This is a genomic window from Luteimonas endophytica (assembly GCF_029887875.1).
Classification (GTDB): Bacteria; Pseudomonadota; Gammaproteobacteria; order Xanthomonadales; family Xanthomonadaceae; genus Luteimonas; species Luteimonas endophytica.
The window spans coordinates 100,221-118,066 of sequence record NZ_JARXRM010000030.1 but is presented as its reverse complement, the minus strand read 5'-3'; the positions used below and the strand labels follow the sequence as shown (position 1 = coordinate 118,066).

8 protein-coding genes are annotated in these 17,846 nt (G+C 72.2%); all 8 read left to right on the top strand.

What is annotated here, in order from left to right; translation table 11 throughout:
• Window positions 1-249: 249 nt before the first annotated feature.
• The 8 genes from smc to QFW77_RS09490 all read left to right on the top strand — a co-directional run bounded on the left by smc (window position 250) and on the right by QFW77_RS09490 (window position 17,732).
• A complete protein-coding gene (gene smc / locus QFW77_RS09525; protein ID WP_280574366.1) occupies window positions 250-3,753 on the top strand; it encodes a chromosome segregation protein SMC in 3,504 nt (1,167 codons plus the stop codon).
• A 64-nt stretch (window positions 3,754-3,817) separates the two neighbouring features.
• Entirely contained in the window at window positions 3,818-4,567 is a 750-nt protein-coding gene (gene zipA / locus QFW77_RS09520) for a cell division protein ZipA (protein WP_280574364.1), read from the top strand.
• Between the two features lie 98 nt (window positions 4,568-4,665).
• Window positions 4,666-7,017, top strand: coding sequence for an NAD-dependent DNA ligase LigA (gene ligA / locus QFW77_RS09515; RefSeq protein ID WP_280574362.1), 2,352 nt, complete (start codon window positions 4,666-4,668; stop codon window positions 7,015-7,017).
• 21 nt (window positions 7,018-7,038) lie between these two features.
• On the top strand, window positions 7,039-8,034 hold the full coding sequence (epmA, locus tag QFW77_RS09510) for an EF-P lysine aminoacylase EpmA (RefSeq protein WP_280574395.1): 996 nt from the start codon (window positions 7,039-7,041) through the stop codon (window positions 8,032-8,034).
• A gap of 77 nt (window positions 8,035-8,111) precedes the next feature.
• The gene (locus QFW77_RS09505) at window positions 8,112-8,621 is read left to right on the top strand and encodes a DUF3011 domain-containing protein (protein ID WP_280574361.1); all 510 of its coding nucleotides are present in this window, start codon (window positions 8,112-8,114) and stop codon (window positions 8,619-8,621) included.
• Between the two features lie 46 nt (window positions 8,622-8,667).
• Window positions 8,668-9,726 carry an S-methyl-5-thioribose-1-phosphate isomerase gene (gene mtnA / locus QFW77_RS09500; protein ID WP_280574359.1) on the top strand — a complete coding sequence of 353 codons (1,059 nt, stop codon included), beginning with the start codon at window positions 8,668-8,670 and terminating at the stop codon, window positions 9,724-9,726.
• 234 nt (window positions 9,727-9,960) lie between these two features.
• Window positions 9,961-12,546 carry a DNA gyrase subunit A gene (gyrA, locus tag QFW77_RS09495; RefSeq protein WP_280574357.1) on the top strand — a complete coding sequence of 862 codons (2,586 nt, stop codon included), beginning with the start codon at window positions 9,961-9,963 and terminating at the stop codon, window positions 12,544-12,546.
• A 266-nt stretch (window positions 12,547-12,812) separates the two neighbouring features.
• A complete protein-coding gene (locus QFW77_RS09490; protein ID WP_425603307.1) occupies window positions 12,813-17,732 on the top strand; it encodes an alpha-2-macroglobulin family protein in 4,920 nt (1,639 codons plus the stop codon).
• Window positions 17,733-17,846 lie beyond the last annotated feature (114 nt).

Genomic DNA, 17,846 nt, shown 5'->3' with positions numbered 1-17,846 from the left:
GTGTGGCGCGGGCGGTGGCCCACGACGGCGGCGTGCGCGCGGCCAGGTCGATCGCGGCAGTCCCGCGGACAATGCGCAGCGGGGCAAGGCTGACGCGGGTTCGCGGGTCCCCGTATACTCGTTCCTGGCCGCGGCGATTCGTCGCGGTTCATGCTATTTGTTCAATCGGTTACGGATCTTTATTGATCTTTTTTCTCATTTCGTGCGCCGCGGCGGGGCCGCGGCCCGCCAAGGCCTTCTGACCGCCGCATGCGCCTGTCCACGATCAAGCTGTCCGGATTCAAGTCCTTCGTCGATCCCACCACGCTGCACCTGCCGACCAACATGACCGGCGTGGTCGGGCCGAACGGCTGCGGCAAGTCCAACATCATCGACGCGGTGCGCTGGGTGATGGGCGAGAGCACCGCCAGCCGCCTGCGCGGCGATTCGCTGACCGACGTGATCTTTTCCGGGTCCTCGGCGCGCAAGCCGGTCTCGCAGGCGATGGTGGAGCTGGTGTTCGACAATTCGGACCACACCATCAGCGGCGAGTACGCCGCGTTCAACGAGATCTCGGTCAAGCGCACCGTCAGCCGCGACGGCCAGAGCAACTACTTCCTCAACGGCACCCGCTGCCGCCGCCGCGACATCACCGACCTGTTCCTCGGCACCGGCCTGGGCCCGCGCAGCTACTCGATCATCGAGCAGGGCATGATCAGCCAGATCATCGACGCCCGCCCCGAGGACCTGCGCGTGTACCTGGAAGAGGCCGCCGGCATCTCCAAGTACAAGGAGCGGCGCAAGGAAACCGAGACCCGCATCCGCCACACCCGCGAGAACCTCGACCGTCTCAACGACCTGCGCGAGGAGGTCGGCAAGCAGCTGCAGCACCTGGCCCGCCAGGCCCGCCAGGCCGAGCAGTACACGGCGATCCAGGCCGAGCGCAAGGTGCGCGACGCCGAGTGGAAGGCGCTCGAGTACCGCGGCGTGAACGCGCAGCTGCAGGCGCTGCGCGAAGGGCTCTCCCAGGAGGAGACCCGGCTGCAGCAGCTGATCGCCGAGCAGCGCGAGGCCGAACGCGAGATCGAGACCGGGCGGGTGCGCCAGCAGGAGGCCGGCGAGGCCCTGAACCGGGCCCAGGCGGGGGTCTACGAGGTCGGCAGCGTGCTCGCGCGCGTCGAGCAGCAGATCGCCCACCAGCGCGACCTTTCCGAACGGCTGCGCCGTGCCCACGAGGAGGCACAGGGCGCCCTGGCCGAGATCGGCGAGCACATCAGCGGCGACCAGCAGCGGCTCGAGGCCCTGCAGGCGGCGATCGTCGAGGCCGAGCCGCGTCTGGAGCAGCTGCAGGCCGAGGACGAGGCGCGCCAGGAGGCGCTGCGCGACACCGAGACCGCGCTGGCCGACTGGCAGCAGCGCTGGGACGGGCACGCCCGCGAGAGCGCCGAGGCGGCGCGCGGGGCCGAGGTCGAGCGCACCCGGGTCGACTACCTGGACCGGCAGTCGCTGGAGGCGGACCGCCGCCGCGACGCGCTGACCGCCGAGCGCGCGGGGCTTGACCTGGAAGCGCTGGCGGAGGCGTTCGAGGGGGTGCAGGCCCGGCACGACGAACAGAAGTCCGGGCTGGAAACCCTGGCCGCCGACCTCGAGGCGCGCAAGCAGGCCGCGCTGGCGCTGCAGGACGAGCAGCGCAGCGCGCAGAACGAGATCTCGGAGACCCGCAAGCGCGCCCAGGAGGCGCGCGGCCGGCTGTCCTCGCTGGAGACGCTGCAGCACGCGGCGCTGGGCCAGGAGCAGGGCGCCGCGGTGGAATGGCTGCGGCGGCAGGGGCTGGATTCCGCGGCCCGGGTCGGCGAACGGCTGGAGGTCGAGCCGGGCTGGGAGAACGCGGTCGAGGGCGCGCTGGGGCAGCTGATCGAAGGGGTGCTGGTCGACGACCCGCAGGCCCTGGTCGGGGCGCTCGGCGATCTCGGCGAGGGCCGCCTGGCGCTGGTGGCGGCCGACGCCGGCGCCGCGGACTTCGCCGCGACCTCGCTGGCCGCCAGGGTTCGCGGGCCGCTGGCGATCCGCCGCCTGCTGGCGCGCCTGCACGTGGCCGAGACCCTGGAGGAGGCGCGGGCGCTGCAGGCCGGGCTGGATCCGGGAGACTCGGTGATCACCCGCGGTGGCGAGCGTCTCGGTGCCGGCTGGGTGCGGGTGCTGCGCTCGGGCGCGGCCAAGCAGGGTGCGCTGCTGCGCGAGCGCGAGATCCAGGAGCTGCGCGCCGAGATCGCCGCGCTGCAGGAGCGCGAGGCGGCGCTGGAGGCTGAGATCACCGCCCGCCGCGACCGCCTGCTGGCGGCCGAACAGCAGCGCGAGGACGCGCAGCGGGCCCAGTACCTGGCCCACCGCAGCGTCTCCGAACTGGCCGGCCAGCTGCAGAGCCAGCAGGGCCGGCTGGACTCGGCGCGCAACCGTATCGCCAGGATCGACGAGGAGCTGGCGCAGCTGCACGAGACCCTGGACGCCGGCGCGCTGCAGACGCGCGAATCGCGCGGCAGGCTCGAGGACGCGGTGGCGCGGATGGCGGAGCTGGAAGCCGCCCGCCAGGGGCTGGAGGCCGAGCGCCGCCGCCTGGCGGAGGCCCGCGACGCCGCCCGCGACGCCGCCCGCGGCTCCCGCGATGCGGCGCACGCGCTGGCGCTGACGCTGGAATCCCAGCGCGCCCAGGTCCAGGCGCTGACCCAGGCGCTGGAGCGGATGGGCGGCCAGCGCGGCCAGCTCGACAGCCGCCTGGAGCAGCTCAACGCGCAGCTCGCCGACGGCGATGCCCCGGTCCGCGACCTCGAGGCCGAGCGCCAGAGCGCGCTGGAGCAGCGGGTGGTCGCCGACAACGCGCTCAACGCCGCGCGGGCCGCGCTGGAGGGCGTGGAGAACGAACTGCGCCGCTTCGAGCAGGTGCGGCAGCAGCGCGACGAGCAGGCCCTGGCGCAGCGCGAGGCGATCTCGCAGCGCCGGCTCGACCAGCAGGCGCTGGAGATCCGCACCGGGCAGCTGTCCGCGGCGGTGACCGAGGCCGGGTTCGAGCTCGAGGCCGTGCTCGGCGGCCTGGCCGCCGACGCCGAGCCGGCAGCCTGGGAGAAGGCGGTCGCCGACTTCGATGCCAGGCTGCGCCGGCTGGAGCCGGTCAACCTGGCGGCGATCCAGGAGCATGCCGAGGCCGCCGAGCGCAAGGAATACCTGGACCGCCAGGACGCCGACCTCACCGCGGCGCTGGAGACGCTGGAGGATGCGATCCGCAAGATCGACCGCGAGACCCGCGGACGCTTCAAGGACACCTTCGACCGGGTGAACTCGGGCGTGCAGGAGCTGTATCCGCGCCTGTTCGGCGGCGGCCACGCCTACCTGGAGCTGACCGGCGAGGACCTGCTCGACACCGGAGTGGCGATCATGGCGCGGCCGCCGGGCAAGCGCGTGTCCAATATTTCGCTGCTCTCCGGCGGCGAGAAGGCGATGACCGCGGTGGCGCTGGTGTTCGCGATCTTCCAGCTCAACCCGGCGCCGTTCTGCCTGCTGGACGAGGTCGACGCGCCGCTCGACGAGGCCAATGTCGGGCGTTTCAGCGCGATGGTCACGGAGATGAGCGAGAAGGTGCAGTTCCTGTTCGTGACCCACAACAAGTCGACGATGGAGGCCGCACGGCAGCTGTCGGGCGTTACCATGCGCGAGCCCGGCGTCAGCCGCCTGGTCTCGGTCGACCTGGCCGAGGCGGCGCGGCTGGCCGGCGCGGCCTGAGCGCGGCGGCGCGTCGCCGGCCGCGGCCGGACGGCGGCGGCTGTGCAACCCCGAGGAGATGACGATGTCGGACGAGTGGCTGTTGCGGATCGGGATCCTGTTGGCGGGTGCGTTCCTGCTGGCGGCGATCTGGTACTTCGGCACCCGGCCACGGCAGAACTCGCAGGGCCGGCGGCTGAAGGCCGAGCAGCGCGGCGAGCGCCCACGCATGGAACCGACCCTCGGCGCCCAGCTGGAGGAGGAGCTGGCCGGCAACGGCGGGGCCGCCGAGGAGGCGGTGCAGGCCGAGATGGAGCTGTTCGACAGCGCGGTCGGCGAGCCCGCCACGCCCAACGCGGAACTGGGGCGACGGGTCAGCGAGGATTTCGACAAGATCGTCACGCTGTACATCGCGGCGCGCGCCGGACAGGTACTGCGCGGGCCCGACATCGTGGTGGCGGCGGAGAAGGCCGGCCTGACCTACGGCCACATGAACGTGTTCCACCGGCTGGTGGAGGGGCACCCGGAGCGCGGGCCGATCTTCAGCGTCGCCAACATCCGCAAGCCCGGCAGTTTCGAGATGGCCGAGATCCAGTCGCTGGAAACGCCGGCGATCGCGTTCTTCCTGACCCTGCCGGCACCGGTCAGCGCGCTGGACGCCTGGGACGCGATGCAGCCGACCGCGCAGCGCATGGCGGAACTGCTCGACGGGGTGCTGCTGGACGAACAGCGCAATGCCCTGGGGCGACAACGCGTCGCCCACCTGCGCGACGAATTGCGCGCCTACGACCGCCAGCGCGAGGCCCCGCCGTTGACCCGCAGCCCGCGCTGGTAGGTCCGCCCGGGCGTCCCTGTCTCGGGCAGGCGGCACGGAGCTGCAGCCCGGGCGGAGACTCGACCTCGCGCCAGCAGCCGGCCGGTTAGAATCCGCCGATGCCCGCCAAGCCCGCCGCCCGCGCCGCCGAACTGCGCCGCCTGATCGACGACGCCAACTACCGCTACCACGTGCTCGACGAGCCGAAGATCCCCGACGCCGAGTACGACGCGTTGATGCGCGAACTCGAAGCGCTCGAGGCCGGGCATCCGGAGCTGGCCAGCGACGACTCGCCGACCCGCCGGGTCGGCGCCGCCCCCTCCGCGAAATTCGCCGAGGTGCGGCACGCGGTGCCGATGCTGTCGCTGGGCAACGCCTTCGAGGAACAGGAGGTGCGCGACTTCGTGCGCCGCATCGCCGAGCGCCTGGAACGCGACGCGCCGGTGTTCTCGGCCGAACCCAAGCTGGACGGCCTGGCGATCAGCCTGCGCTACGAGGGCGGCGCCTTCGTCCAGGGCGCCACCCGCGGCGACGGCGCCACCGGCGAGGACGTGAGCGCCAACCTGCGCACGGTCAAGGCGATCCCGCTGAAGCTGCGCGGCAAGGGCTGGCCACGGGTGCTCGAGGTACGCGGCGAGGTGTACATGCCGCGCGCGGACTTCGAGGCCTACAACGCCCGCGCCCGCGCCTCCGGCGGCAAGGTGCTGGCCAATCCGCGCAACGGCGCCGCCGGCTCGCTGCGCCAGTTGGACCCGCGCGTCACCGCGCAGCGCCCGCTGAGCTTCTTCGCCTACGGCGCCGGGCTGGTCGAAGGCAGGGAACTGCCGGACACCCATTCCGGGGTGCTCGAGCGCTTGCGCGAATGGGGGTTTCCGGTCAGCGCGCTCACCGAGGTGGTCGCCGGCGCCGACGGCCTGCTCGACTACTACCGCCGCATCGGCGGCTGCCGCGACGGGCTGCCGTTCGACATCGACGGTGTGGTGTACAAGCTCGACGACGTGCGCGGCCAGCGCGAGATGGGGTTCGTCTCGCGGGCGCCGCGCTGGGCGCTGGCCCACAAGTACCCGGCGCAGGAGCAGTCGACCGTGGTCGAGGCGATCGACGTCCAGATCGGCCGCACCGGCGCGGTCACGCCGGTCGCGCGCCTGCGCGAAGTGCAGGTGGCCGGCGTCAACGTCACCAACGCCACCCTGCACAACGCCGACCAGATCGAACGCCTGGACGTGCGCGTTGGCGACACGGTGATCGTGCGCCGCGCCGGCGACGTCATTCCCGAAGTGGTTTCGGTGATCCCGGAGCACCGGCCGCCTTCGGCGCGCCCCTGGAAGATGCCGGCAGCCTGCCCGGTCTGCGGCGCCGAGATCGTGCGCGAGGAGGGCCAGGCGGTTTGGCGCTGCTCCGGCGAACTCAGCTGCCCGGCGCAGCGCAAGGAGGCGATCCGCCATTTCGCCTCGCGGCGGGCGATGGACATCGAGGGCCTGGGCGAGCGCTACATCGAGGACCTGGTGGACTTCGGCTATCTCGAGTCGGTCGCCGACCTGTACCGTCTCGGGCTCGACGACCTGTTGGAGATGAAGCGCCGCGCCGACGAGCGGGACGGGACCACGCCGGAAACGGTCAAGGCCGGCAAGGTGGCGACCAAATGGGCGGAGAACCTGGTCGAGGCGATCGCCCGGAGCCGCGAAACCACCCTGGCCCGGTTCCTGTTCGCGCTCGGCATCCAGCACGTCGGCGAGAGCACGGCGAAGGCGCTGGCGGCGTGGTTCGGCGAACTGGAGCTGATCCGGCGCACGCCCTGGCCGCTGTTCAAGCGGGTGCCGGACATCGGCGGCGAGGTCGCGCGCGCGCTCGGGCATTTCCTCGACCAGCCCGGCAACCAGCAGGTCATCGACGCGCTGCTGGCGCGTGGGGTCCGCATCGGCGATAGCCATCCGCCCTCGCCGAAACTGCGCGACGGCCTCGACCTGGCCACGCTGCTCGCCGACCTGGAGATCCCGCGGATCACCGCGGTGCGCGCCGGGCAGCTTGCCGCGGCGTTCGCAGACGCCGCGGCGCTGCGCAAGGCGCCGGCGCACAAGCTGGTGGCCGCCGGGCTGCCGGGCGAGGCTGCTGATTCGTTCGTGGCCTGGCTGGCGGAGGAGGGCAATGCCGGTGTGTTGCTGGCGGCGGCGCGGATGCAGCGCACCCTGCTGGAACGGATGCCTGCAGGCGCTGCAGGCGGCGCGGGCGTCGCCGGGCCGCTGGACGGCCGCACCGTGGTGTTGACCGGCACGCTGCAGGCGATGACCCGCGACGAGGCGAAGGAGAGACTCGAGGCGCTCGGCGCCAAGGCGGCGGGCAGCGTGTCGAAGAAGACCAGCTTCGTGGTGGCCGGCGAATCGGCGGGCTCGAAGCTGGCGAAGGCCGAGGAACTGGGCGTGGAGATCTGGGACGAGGCGCGGCTGCTGGAATTCCTGCACCGGCATGGATGAGGGCCGCTGACCGTGAGCGGGGTGGCGGAACCCGCCGGCTGGCGCCCCTCGGCGGCCCTGGAGGTCCTGCGCTTGCGCGCCCGGCTCAACGCCGCGGTTCGCGCGTTCTTCGCCGATCGCGGCGTGCTCGAAGTGGAGACGCCGGTACTCTCGCAGGCCGGCAATACCGAGCCGAACATCGCCTCGTTCGCGCTCGACTTCAGCGGTCATCGCGATGCCGGCGCGGCGCGGCGCTGGCTGCGGACCTCGCCCGAGCACCCGCTCAAGCGCCTGCTGGCGGCGGGCATCGGCGACTGCTACGAGCTCGGCCGGGTCTTCCGCGACGGCGAGGCGGGCGGCCGCCACAATCCCGAGTTCACCATGCTCGAGTGGTACCGCACCGGCTGGGACCACCTGCGGCTGATCGACGAGACGGTGGCGCTGGTGCAGGCCGCGCTGGCGCTGGCGGGGCGGCAGGCCTTGGTCCGGCAATGGACCTATCGCGGGCTCTATCGCGACCGGCTCGGCCTGGACCCCATGTGCGCCGGTGATGACGAACTGCGCGCGGCGCTGGGCGACCTCGCCATCGACCCGGCGGGCCTTGGACGCGACGACTGGCTCGACCTGTTGATGACCCACCGGATCCAGCCCGGCTTGGATCCCGATTCGATCCTCGTCGTGCGCGACTATCCGGCCTCGCAGTGCATGCTGGCGAGGGTGCGCGCGGACGATGGCGATCCCGATCCGGCGCCGGTGGCGGAGCGCTTCGAACTGTACCTCGGCAGCCTCGAGCTGGCGAACGGCTACCACGAGCTCGCCGACCCCGCCGAGCAGCGCGCCCGGTTCGCCGGCGAGCTGGAGGCGCGCGCGGCGCGGGGGCTGCCGCTGCCCCAGGTCGATGCGCGGCTGCTTGACGCGCTGCAGCATGGGCTGCCGGACTGTGCCGGGGTGGCCCTGGGCGTGGACCGGCTGATGATGGCGTTGCTCGATACCCCGCGGATCGCCGATGTGCTCGCCTTCGAATTCGCGCGCGCCTGAGCCGGCCGAGGCACGTGCACGGCCAGGCTTCACCGTGAGCGGTTAGATTGTCCTCAGTCGAGCGCGTGGGAGGGGCGATGAGGCAGGGCCTGCGGTCTGCGGTGGTGTTGGCGGCGACGCTCGGGTGCGGCGGCTGTGCGCTGTGGCCGGGTGGGAGCGATCCGCCCGCCGCGGCGACGAACCAGGCGCCGGCGCCACTGCGCTGCGCGTCGCGCGACAACCGCCGCTACTACTGCCAGGCGGACACCAGCCAGGGGGTGCGCCTGGTCCGGCAGCTGTCGCCGGCCGAGTGCATCCAGGGAAGCAGTTGGGGCTACGACGGCCACGGAGTCTGGGTGGCGGGCGGCTGTCGCGGGGAATTCGTGGTCGGCGCGGCGGCGAGGGCGCCCGCGGGGTCGGCACCGACGCTGGTGCGCTGCGAGTCCGCAGGCAACCGGCACCGCCGCTGCAACGCGGTGGTCGAAAGCGAGGTGCGGCTGCTGCGCCAACTGTCGCGCACCCGCTGCGTGCAGCGCCAGAACTGGGGCTGGGACCGCGGCGGGGTGTGGGTGGACGGCGGCTGCGGGGCGGAGTTCGAAGTGCGCTGAGCGCGCCCTCGCGCGGGCGGCGCCGCGGCGCCGCTACACTTGCGCGATGACCCAGACCATCGACTACGCCCGCTACGACCGTATCCGTCCGATCCGCTGGACCGGCCAGGCGCTGGAGCTGCTCGACCAGCGCCGGCTGCCGTTCGCCGAGGAGTACATCGCCTGCGGCGACAGCGACGCGGTGGCCGCCGCGATCCGCGAGCTGGTGGTGCGCGGGGCGCCGGCGATCGGCATCGCCGCCGCCTGGGGCGTGGTGCTGGCCGCGCGCGCGGTGGAGGCGAAGGACGGTGCCGCGGCCGCGCCGCTGCTCGAGCCGGCGCTGCAGCGGCTCAACGCCGCGCGCCCGACTGCGGTCAACCTGGCCTGGGCGCTGGCGCGCATGCGCGCCGCGCTGCTGCTCGCCGGCGGCGACTGGCGCATCGCGCTCGAGCGGGAAGCGCGCGGCATCGAGACCGAGGACCTGGCCGCCAACCGGCGCATGGGCGAGCTGGGCGCGGCGTTGATCGCGCCCGGTTCCGGGGTCCTGACCCATTGCAATACCGGCTCGCTCGCCACCGCAGGCTTCGGCACCGCGCTGGGGGTGATTCGCGCGGGCGTGGCCCAGGGCCGGATCGGCCGGGTGTTCGCCGACGAGACCCGGCCGTGGATGCAGGGCGCGCGACTGACGGTGTGGGAACTGCAGCAGGACGGCATCGACGCCACGCTCATCGCCGACGCCGCCGCCTCGCACCTGCTGCGCAACGGCGAGGTGCAATGGGTGGTGGTCGGCGCCGACCGGATCTGCGCCAACGGCGATGTCGCCAACAAGATCGGCACCTACCAGCTGGCGATCTCGGCGCGCTTCCACGGCAAGAAGGTGATGGTGGTGGCGCCGTCCTCGACCGTGGACATGGCCACCCCTTCGGGCGAGGCCATCGAGATCGAGGAGCGCGACCCGGCCGAGCTGCTGGGCGTGGCCGGCAGCCGCACCGTCGCCGACGGGGTGCGCGCCTGGAACCCGGTCTTCGACGTCACTCCGGCGGCGCTGATCGACGCCATCGTCACCGAGAAGGGCGTGGTCGACCGTCCGGACGAAGCGTCGATGCGGGCGCTGTTCGGCGCCTGAGCCGGGCCACGGCGGGCGCCTCGGCGGGGCGCGATCGCGCGTTTCTGCCCTCTCCACGCCCGCCCCTTGCTAAGTCATTGTTTTGCAGGCAGAAACGGCTCGCGTGAACGGGGCTGGCGTGGTATGATTTCACGTCTTTTCAACGCGTTGCCGATGCGGCCGCGCGGCGAGTCGCCGGGAACCGCCCGGCGGCCGCCCGCGAGGGCCCGCGCAGCCAGGATGCAAGCACCCTAGATGGTCGATTCCGCGAAAGAAATCATCCCCGTCAACCTCGAAGACGAAATGCGCCGCAGCTACCTCGATTACGCGATGAGCGTGATCGTGGGGCGCGCGCTCCCGGACGTGCGCGACGGCCTCAAGCCGGTCCACCGCCGGGTGCTGTTCGCGATGAACGAACTCGGCGCGCACAGCAACAAGCCGTACTACAAGTCGGCACGCATCGTCGGCGACGTGATCGGCAAATACCATCCCCATGGCGATTCCGCGGTCTACGACACGCTGGTGCGCATGGCGCAGCCGTTCTCGCTGCGCTACATGCTGATCGACGGGCAGGGCAACTTCGGCTCGGTGGACGGCGACTCGGCCGCGGCGATGCGCTACACCGAGGCGCGGATGTCGCGGCTGTCGCACGAGCTGATGGCCGACATCGACAAGGAGACCGTCGATTTCCAGCCCAACTACGACGAGAAGGAACAGGAGCCGTCGGTGCTGCCGGCGCGGGTGCCGAACCTGCTGGTCAACGGCTCGGCCGGCATCGCGGTGGGCATGGCGACCAACATCCCGCCGCACAACCTGGCCGAAGTGGTCGACGCCACCATCGCCCTGATCGACGATCCGCAGATCGACATCGAGGGCCTGATGGAGCACATCCCCGGGCCGGACTTCCCCACCGCGGGCATCATCAACGGCGTCGGCGGCATCCATCTGGCCTACCGCACCGGCCGCGGCCGGGTGCGCATGCGCGCGCGCGCCGAGATCGAAGTGGCCGACAACGGCCGCGAGGCGATCGCCGTCACCGAGATCCCCTACCAGGTCAACAAGGCCCGGCTGATCGAGAAGATCGCCGAGCTGGTGAAGGAGAAGAAGCTCGAGGGCATCAGCGAGCTGCGCGACGAGTCCGACAAGGACGGCATGCGCATCTACATCGAGATCCGCCGCGGCGATTCGGCCGAGGTGGTGCTCAACAATCTCTACCAGCAGACCCAGCTGGAATCGGTGTTCGGCATCAACATGGTGGCGCTGGTCGACGGCCGCCCGCAGCTGCTGAACCTGAAGCAGATCCTCGAGGCGTTCGTGCGCCACCGCCGCGAGGTGGTCACGCGCAGGACCATCTTCGAGCTGCGCAAGGCGCGCAACCGCGCGCACATCCTCGAGGGCCTGACCGTCGCGCTGGCCAACATCGACGAGATGATCGAGCTGATCAAGACCTCCGAGAACCCGCAGGTCGCCAAGGAGCGGATGCTCGCCCGCACCTGGCAGCCCGGCCTGGTCGGGGCGCTGCTGGAGGCTGCCGGCGCCGAGTCCTCGCGGCCCGAGGACCTGCCGGACGGGGTCGGCCTGCTGGCCGGCGGCTATCAGCTCACCGAGGTCCAGGCCCAGCAGATCCTGGAAATGCGCCTGCACCGCCTGACCGGGCTGGAGCAGGAGAAGCTGACCGAGGAATACCGGCAGCTGCTCGACGCGATTCGCGGGCTGATCGGCATCCTCGAGGATCCGGATCTGCTGATGGAGGTGATCCGCACCGAACTGCGCAACCTCAAGGAAGAGTTCGGCGACGCGCGCAGAAGCGAGATCCGCGCCAGCGAGGAGGACCTCGACATTCTCGACCTGATCGCCCCCGAGGACGTGGTGGTCACGCTGTCGCATGCCGGCTACGCCAAGCGCCAGCCGGTCAGCGCCTACCGCGCGCAGAAGCGCGGCGGCCGCGGCCGCAATGCCGCGGCGACCAAGGAAGAGGATTTCATCGACCGGCTGTGGCTGGTCAATACCCACGACACGCTGCTGACCTTCACCAGCGCCGGGCGGGTGTTCTGGCTGCCGGTGCACCAGTTGCCGGATGCCGGGCCCAACGCCCGCGGCCGCCCGATCGTCAACTGGGTGGCGCTGGAGGAGGGCGAGCAGGTGCAGGCGGTGGTGCCGGTGCGCGAGTACGCGGACGGCCGATTCGTGTTCTTCGCGACCCGCAACGGGACCGTCAAGAAGACGCCGCTGACCGAGTTCGCCTACCGGTTGCAGCGCGGCAAGATCGCGATCCGGCTGGACGAGGGCGATGCGCTGGTGGACGCGGCGATCACCGACGGCAGCCGCGACGTGATGCTGTTCGCCTCGAACGGCAAGGCGGTGCGCTTCGACGAGGCCTCGGTGCGCTCGATGGGTCGGACCGCGGCGGGAGTGCGCGGCATCCGCCTGGCCGAGGGCGAGTGCGTCTGCAGCCTGATCGTGGTCGAGGGCGAGGGCGACATCCTAACCGCGAGCGCGCGCGGCTACGGCAAGCGTACGCCGGTCGCCGAGTACCCGAAGAAGGGGCGCGGCACCCAGGGCGTGCTGGCGATCAAGACCAGCGAGCGCAACGGCCATCTGGTCGGTGCGATCCAGCTCAGCGACCACCACGAGGTGTTGCTGATCTCGGACGGCGGCACGCTGGTGCGGACCCGCGCCTCGGAGATCTCGCAGGTGGGGCGCAACACCCAGGGCGTGACACTGATGCGGCTCGCCTCCGACGAGAACCTGCAGGCGGTGGAGCGGGTCGACGCCTCGCTCGACGACGAAGTCGAGAGCGCCGTGGAGCAGCCGGGTCCGGAGCTGCGGCCGGAGGCCTGAGTTCCTGGTGCGGCGCTCCGCACGGTCGCGGGGGAGCGCCTGCCGGGCACTCCGGTCAGTCGCTCCCCCGATACCCGCTTGGTGACCGAAGCGCCCGGCAGGCGCTCGGACGACACGCGGAGGAGCGTGCCATGCACGCGAAAGCCGACGTCGTCGGCCGGCACTTGGCATCGCCACCACCTACCCGCAACCACCCGCGGCCTTCGCGGCCGTGTGGCTCCACGACGCGCGTTTATACTCGGGCCACTCCAGGAGGGGGCTTCCCGATGATCCACAGGCTTGCGTCCGCGGCGCGGCATTGCCGAGTCTCATTCATGCTGCTGGCGCTGCTGTTGCTGGCTGGCTGCGGACGCGACGAGACCGGACAGCTGCCGGCGCCGAGCGGCGAGGCCATCCAGGCCGAACGCGAGACGATCGAGGGCTTCGGGCTGGCGCGGGCGTGGCCTGACCAGCGCCGCGACGGCCTGGCGATCGCGCTGGAGTTCTCGCAGCCGCTGGTGGGCACCCAGGATTTCGACGCGCTGGTCACCTTCGCCGGGCCGGTCGAGGGCGACAGCAGCTGGACCCTGGACGAGGACGGCCGCACCCTGCGTTTCCCGTTCGTCGAGGCCAACCGCGACTACACCGTCCGCATCTCCGCGGACCTGACCGCGACCGACGGCACCCGCCTGGGCGAGACCGTCGAGCGACGCATCCATACCGGCGACCTCGAGCCCGCAGTCGGTTTCGCATCGCAGGGCAGCGTGCTGCCGGCGCGCGAGAGCCGCGGCCTGCCGGTGGTGTCGTTGAACGTCCCCGAGGTGGATGTCGAGTTCCTGCGCGTGCGCGAGCGCGCGCTGCCGGCGTTCTTCGCCCAGTACCAGCGCGGCGGGCGCCGCGGCAGCTGGGAGTTGGAAAACGACTACCGCGAGCAGCGCCCCCTGGCGCAGCTGGCCGAGCCGGTCTACGTCAACCGCTTCATCCTCGGCGGGGAACGCAACGAGCGGGTGCTCACCTACCTGCCGCTTCAGGGCATCGAGGAACTCCAGCAGCCCGGGCTGTACTTCGCGGTGATGAAGCGCACCGGTTCGTTCGAGAGCGAGTTCGAGACCGCGTTCTTCAGCGTCAGCGACATCGGCCTGCACGCGCGTGCCTACCAGGAGCGGCTGTTCGTGCACACCGCTTCGCTGGAAAGCGGTGGCGCGGTGGCGGGGGTGGAGTTGCGGGTGCTGGACAAGGCCGGGGAGACGGTGTTCCGCGGCGAGACCGACGGCAACGGCAACGCGCTGCTCGACTACGCCCTCGACGCGGCCCACGTGCTGGTGGCCAGCCGCGGCAGCGACGTCTCGGTGCTGCCGTTCAACCAGCCGGCGCTGGACCTGTCCGAGTTCGCGGTCGGCGGGCGCGGCCAGGCCTGGTTCGACGTATTCGCCTGGTCGGGGCGCGACCTCTACCGTCCCGGCGAGACGGTGCGGATCTCGGCGTTGCTGCGCGACCACGACGGCGCGCCGGTGGCGGCGAAAGACGGCGCCGGGCAGCCGCTGTTCGCGCGGCTGAAGCAGCCCGACGGCAGGATCCTGTTCGAGACCCGGCTGGAGGCGGGCCCGCAGGGCTACTACCGGCTCGAGCGGGAAATCCCGGTGGATGCCGCGACCGGCCGCTGGCAGGTCGAGTTCCGCACCGATCCGGGCAGCGCCGAGGCGGTGCAGGGGATGACCCTGCGGATCGAGGAGTTCCTGCCGGAGCGGATGAAGCTCGAGCTCGACAGCGCCGCGCCGCGCCTGGCGCCCGGCCGGCCGCTCGAGCTGCGCGCCACCGGGGCATACCTTTACGGGGCGCCGGCGGCCGGCAACCGGTTCACCGCGACCCTGGCGGTGTCGGTCGAGCAACATCCGGTGGAGGCGCTGCCGGACTACTTCTTCGGCGATCCCACCGTCCAACTGCCGCGCGAGCCGAAGGAGGTCGTGGACGGCGAACTGGATGCCGAGGGCGTGCTGGAGGTGGACATCGCCCTGCCCGAGGAGGCGAAGCCGGTCACCCCGCTCTCGGCACTGGTGACCGGCAGCCTGTACGAGACCGGCGGCCGCACCGTGAACCGCAGCCTCGAGCGGGTGCTGTGGCCGGCCGACGCGCTGGTCGGATTGCGCCCGCTGTTCGACGACGCCGAGGGCAGCGCGGCCAACGCCAACGCCGGCTTCGAGCTGGTCCGGGTGGACGCCGCCGGCGAGCCCAGGCCGGCGCAGGGGCTCGAGGTCACCCTGGTGCGCGAGCACCGCGACTACCACTGGCGCCACGACCCCGAAGGCGGCTGGGACTACGAGTTCACCCGCCGCTTCGAGAAGCTCGAGACCCGCACCGTCGGCGCCGGCGCCACCGCGCTGCGGCTCGACTTCCCGGTGGAGTGGGGGGAATACCGGATCGACGTGCTCGACCCCGGCACCGGGCTGACCACGCGCTATCCGTTCCGCGCCGGCTGGAGCTGGGGCGACCAGAACCGGGGACTGGATGCGCGCCCCGACAAGGTCAAGCTGGCGCTGGACCGCACCGGCTACCGCGCCGGCGACACCCTGAAGGTGACGGTGACGCCGCCGCATCCCGGCAGGGGCCTGCTGCTGGTCGAGTCCGACCGGCTGCTGTACGTGCAGGCGATCGAGGCGGAGGCGGGCAGCGAGTTCGAGATCCCGGTGACGGAAGACTGGGAGCGCCACGACGTCTACGTGACCGCGCTGGTGTTCCGCGGCGGCAGCGCCGCCAGCAAGGTGACGCCGGCGCGTGCGGTCGGCATCGCCCACGTGCCCATGGAGCGCGGCGACCGGCGCGTGGCGGTGGGCCTGTCGGTGCGCGAGCGGGTCCGTCCGGAGCGGCCGCTGCGGGTCAACGTCAGCGCCCCGCAGCTGGCCGGCAAGGAGGCCTGGGCGACGGTCTCGGCGGTCGACGTGGGCATTCTCAACATCACCCGGTTCCCGGTGCCCGATGCGCTGGCGCATTTCTTCGCCCAGCGGCGCTTCGGGGTGGACGCCTACGACGTCTACGGCCGGGTGATCGAGAGCTACGAGGGCGGACTGGCGCGGCTGCGCTTCGGCGGCGACATGGCGCTGGATGCGCTGCCGCAGGCGCGGCGCCCGACCGCGCGCGTGCAGACGGTGGACCTGTTCGCCGGCCCGGTGAAGCTCGACGCCGACGGCAACGCCAGGGTGGATCTGGAGGTACCCGACTTCAACGGCACCCTGCGGGTCTCGGCGCTGGTCTATTCCGCCCGCGCCTACGGCAGCCGCGCCCGCGAGACCGTGGTGCGCGCGCCGATCGTCGCCGAGGCGAGCATGCCGCGGGTGCTGGCGCCGGGCGACCGCAGCACGGTCACGCTCGACCTGACCAACTACACCGGCAAGGCCGGCGAGTTCTCGGTGCGGGTGGACGGCGAAGGCCCGGTGAGCATCGGCGAGGGCACGCGCACCGCGACGCTGGCGGCCGAAGGCAAGGCCACGCTCAGCTTCCCGCTGGCCGCCGCCAGTGACTACGCCGTGGCGCAGGTCCGGGTACGGGTGGAGGGCAACGGCGAGCGCGTGGACCGGCGCTACGAGCTGCCGGTGCGCGCCGGCTGGCCGGCGGTGCTTCGGGCGCAGACCCGGGCCCTGGATCCGCTCGCGCCGGTGACCATGGATGCGGCGCTGGCCGAGGGGCTGATGCCGGGATCGGTGCAGGCGCGGATGAGCGTCAGCGCGTTGCCGCCGATCCCCTACGCCAGCGCGCTGCAGGGCGCGCTGGACTATCCGTACGGCTGCGCCGAGCAGACCACCAGCCGCGGCTATGCCGCGCTGATGCTGGATCCGGACACGGTGCGGATGCTCGGCATCCGCGATGTCGAGCCGGAGCAGCGCCGCCGCTTCGTGGAGGGCGCGTTCGGGCGCCTGGCCTCGATGCAGGCGGCGAACGGGCACTTCTCGATGTGGGGCGGCGAGGGCGGGGTCGCCCCGGCACTGACGCCGTACATCGCCGAGTTCCTGCTGGAGGCCCGCGAGGCCGGCTTCGCGGTGCCGGAGACGGTGCTGCAGAAGGCACTGGAGCGGCTCAACGAGGATCTGCTGGCCGGCGGCCAGGAGTTCTATGGCCAGGACCACCGCCAGCATCTGAAATTGGCCTACCAGGCGCATGCCGGCTACGTGCTGGCGCGATTGGGGCGGGCGCCGCTGGGCACGTTGCGCGCGCTGTACGACAGCGACCGCGGCCGGAGTCTGACCGCGCTGCCGCTGGTGCAGCTGGGGCTGGCGCTGCGCCTGCAGGGCGACACCGCGCGCGGCGACCGCGCCATCGCCCAGGGCTTCGCCATGGACGACGGCCGGCCGCGCTACCTGGCCGACTACGGCAGCGCGCTGCGCGACTCGGCGCTGATGATCGCCCTGGTCGCCGAGCGCGACGCCGCCAAGCCCGCCTACGTCGCGCGCGCGGTCGAGGTCGGCCGCGAACTCGACGCGCGCCGCAGCCAGCGCTGGGTCTACCTCAGCACCCAGGAGCAGATCGCACTGGCGCGGCTCGGGCGGGCCCTGGCCAGCGACCAGCAGCGGCGGGTGTCCGGGCTGCTGCGGACCGGCGATACCGAAGAAGCCGTGGCCGCCACCCGGGTGTTCGGGCGCAGCTTCGACTTCGCCGCGCTTACGCGCGGGGTGCGCTTCGAACCGCGCGGCGAGCCGCCGATGTACGCCAGCCTGGAAGTGGCCGGCGTGCCGCGCCGCGCCCCGGAGCCGGATTTCAGTACGCTCAAGGTCGAGCGCAGCCTCTACCGCACCGACGGCAAGCCCTGGACGCCGGGCCCGCTGAAGGAGGGCGAGGCGCTGATCGTGGCGGTATCGGTTACCGCCGACCGCGCCATGCCCGACGCGCTGCTCACCGACCTGCTGCCCTCGGGCCTGGAGATCGAGAACTTCAACCTCGGCGACACCGAGCAATGGGCGGGGGTGACGGTGCAGGGCGTGGAGCTGTCGGAGCGCGCGGGGGCGGCCGATATCCGCCACGAGGAATACCGCGACGATCGCTACGTGGCGGCGCTGGCGCTCGATTCCGGACGCACCGCGCGCGTGTTCTATCTGGTCCGGGCGGTGACGCCCGGCAGCTATGCGGTGCCGCCGCCGCTGGTGGAGGACATGTACCGCCCGCAGCTGCGTGGGGTGGGGCGCGCGGTGCCGGAGACGATCACCGTGGTCCAGCCGTAGCGGAGCAGGGGGCCGCTCTTGGGTACTGGCCAGCGCGATGGGACCGACCAGGGCGACCACGGCGTTCCCGGAGCCGCGCCGGATGCGGCCGGCTCCGGGCGTCGGCGCGGGTGG